The sequence below is a fragment of the Komagataeibacter melaceti genome (assembly GCF_003403295.1).
Lineage (GTDB): Bacteria > Pseudomonadota > Alphaproteobacteria > Acetobacterales > Acetobacteraceae > Komagataeibacter > Komagataeibacter melaceti.
In genome coordinates, this window is the sequence record NZ_QUWV01000176.1 from 1 (window position 1) to 2,915 (window position 2,915).

Consider the following 2,915-nt stretch of genomic DNA (forward strand, 5'->3'; position numbering starts at 1 on the left):
GGGCGGGCGGGATGACAGGGGGGCTGGCCGGCTCAAGCGGGCGCTCATCAAGCGTGCGGCGCAGGGTGCCGTCGCCATCAATGGCCTTCATGATCTTGTCACGCACGTTCATCCGCCGGATCTGGCCAAGCTGGTCGCGTGCTTCGGTCAGGTCGGCCTCGCGCACCATTTCATCCACATGGGACTGGAATTCGGTCGCGAGCCCGCGTGCCTTCTTGATCAGGCCGGTAACCGTGCGGATGGCGACGGGCATGTCCTTCGGGCCGATCAGCAACAGGCCCACCACCCCGACCAGGGCAAATTCAGACCACGCGAAATCGAACATGAACCCTGTTTCCTTCACCACCGCCGGGGCATCGCGCCAGCCGCGCGCGCCCGTATCCTATCACAGCTTCCCGCACACCTATCATGCCCCGGACGGGTCAGGAACCTCGGGCGCGGTATCGGGCACTTCCACCAGCAGTTCCTCACGCCGGGGCAGGTCGCCCAGGTCCTTCAGGCCGAAATGCCGCAGGAACCCCGATGACGTACCCCACAGGATCGGCCGCCCCGGCACCTCCTTACGGCCCAGCGGCATGACGAGTTCCGCCTCCAGCAGGGTGTCGAGCACCTGCTGGCTCAGGCTCACGCCGCGGATTTCCTCGATCTCGGCACGGGTGCAGGGCTGGTGATAGGCGATGATGGCCAGCGTTTCCATGGTCGAGCGCGCCAGCCTGCGCGGGCGCGGCATCACGCGCGTCAGGCGCGATGCAAGGTCCGGCGCGGTGCGGAACTGCCAGCCGCCCGCCACCTCCACCAGCACGACGCCGCGCCCGGCATAACGCGCCACCAGCGCGGCCAGCACCGCCGCGACATAGGCGTCCCGGTCCGCCACATCATGCGGGACGCCGCCCTGCGCGCTCAGCACCTCGGCCACGGCGCGGGTGCTGAGCGGGTCGGCACGGGCAAAAATCAGGGCTTCCACCAGCCGGATGGAAAACTCCCGCACCCTTATGTCCGCACTGACTTCCATGCTTTCGGGCATGTCCAGCCCGGGCTGCTGGGGCGTATCATTCATCAGTCCAGTTCCCCTTCCGGTTCCGTTATCGCGGCTTCATCCACCAGGCGTTCACGCAGCAGGATACGGCCGAACTGCTCCGCCTGCCGCAGTTCGATCCGGCCATCGCGCGCCATTTCAAGGCTGGCGAGCAGCGTGCCCGCAACGGCGGCGCGGCGGCCGGTCTCCACCACGTCTTCCGTCGCGTCGGGCCGGGAGGGCAGTTCGGGCATGAACCGCTCCAGCCCGCACCACCGCGCCGGGTCGTTCGCACCGCCCAGCATCCGCCGCAGCCGTTCCAGCGCATCCTGCACGGTCCAGAACCGCAGCACACGCGGCTGATAGACGGATTTGCGCGCCCGCCGCCGCATGGCCGCCATGTAGCCGCGCATGAGCTGCGGCACGTCAACCGCCAGCCCTGAACGGTCAATGGCCACCAGGCTTTCCCCTGCCCCACGGCCAAAGACGTCATGCCCCAGTTGCGGCCGGTCGGCCAGCCAGCGGCCAAGCTGGACCATGCGTTCAAGTTCCAGCAGCCGCTCATGCAGCAGGGCGGCGGCTTCCTCGGCATCCGTTGCTTCAGCGTCATCCTCGGGCAGGAGAAGGCGTGACTTGAGCCATGCCAGCCATGCCGCCATGACCAGCCAGTCCGCCGCCAGTTCCAGCCGGACCTGCTGGGCGGAACGGACAACCGCCAGGAACTGTTCCACCACCTGCAGGATCGAGATGCGCCACAGGTCCACCTTCTGTGCCCGCGCCAGGTCCAGAAGCAGGTCCATCGGCCCCTCGAACCCTTCCAGATGCATGACAGGCGCGGTCGTTACCGGCGTGGATGGCGCGGAAATGGCGCTATCCCTCGTCACCGCTCCCCCAGACCGATGGCGCACGCACCGTCATGCTCAGGAATGGACCGGGTCACACGGCAGGCTTTTCGCCTTAACCTTCGCGCACAGCGCGCTGGCCTGCGCCCTGTCCAGCCCCTTGATCCGCAGCCGGTAGAATGTCTTGCCATTGCGTTCCGCCTTCACCACGGCGGGCTGATAGTCACCGAACAGGCCGGGGTAGCGGCTGGTCAGGCTGGTCCAGCTTTTCATGGCCGCTGCCTGCGTATCCAGCGCCGCAAGCTGCACCCCGTACGCACCGTCGCCCCCGTTCAGCGCACGGGGCGCGGGCGGCGGCAGATGGGCGGGAGCCGCCGGGGGTTCAGGCTGCGCGTGTACTTCCGGCGGCGGCGCAGCGGCGGGCGCGGGCGGGGCCGGAACTGGCGTGGCTGGAGCAGGCGGAGTTGCCGCAGGCCCGGTGGCCGGGGCGGCAGGCGCGGGCGGGGCCGCGCCATTGCCACCGGCCCCGGCGGGGGGCGTATCGGTGCCAGCGGTCTGTCCGTACTGCCGCGCCATGGCGTCGGGCTGTGGCTGTTCGGGCGGCGGGGAGAGGCGCATCACCCCGCCATCGGCCGACATGCCATCCGCCGCGCCAAGAATCTGCATCCCGCCCGGATCGGCGGGCTTGACCCGCACCGGTCCCGGTGGCGGCCCCAGAACGGGGATCCCGCCCTGATGGTGGCCAAACAGCGACCACCCCCCGATCGCCACCACCAGCACGCCGCCAAGCCCTGCTGCGCCATAGACCAGCTTGCGGGTCAGGGGATCGTTGCCCAGCAGGTTGCTGCCCGCCACCCGCGCCAGCAGGGCGCGGATGTCCATTCCCGCCCTGTTCGTGGCGGCGGCACGCGGGCGCCTGCCCTCGGGCGGTTCCATGGGGCGACGCGGGTCCAGATCGGGGTTGGAATCGGCCCCCATGCGTTCGCGCGCCCGCCTGTCCGGCGCCGCATAGGGGTCGGGGGCGGCCGGGTTGCGGCCGTCATCATCGGGCGGGGTGG

Annotated in this window: 4 protein-coding genes; all 4 read right to left on the reverse strand. The window is 69.7% G+C overall.

Annotated elements, in window-relative coordinates:
• A partial coding sequence (tatB, locus tag DY926_RS15625) for a Sec-independent protein translocase protein TatB (RefSeq protein ID WP_116704204.1) occupies positions 1 to 325 on the reverse strand: 325 nt, incomplete at its 3' end.
• A gap of 81 nt (positions 326 to 406) precedes the next feature.
• A complete protein-coding gene (scpB, locus tag DY926_RS15630; RefSeq protein ID WP_116704205.1) occupies positions 407 to 1,057 on the reverse strand; it encodes an SMC-Scp complex subunit ScpB in 651 nt (216 codons plus the stop codon).
• A complete protein-coding gene (locus DY926_RS15635; RefSeq protein ID WP_116704206.1) occupies positions 1,057 to 1,842 on the reverse strand; it encodes a segregation and condensation protein A in 786 nt (261 codons plus the stop codon). Before DY926_RS15635 ends, scpB begins: the two co-directional genes overlap by 1 nt.
• Before the next feature lie 93 nt (positions 1,843 to 1,935).
• A partial coding sequence (locus tag DY926_RS15640; RefSeq protein WP_241503269.1) for an SPOR domain-containing protein occupies positions 1,936 to 2,915 on the reverse strand: 980 nt, incomplete at its 5' end.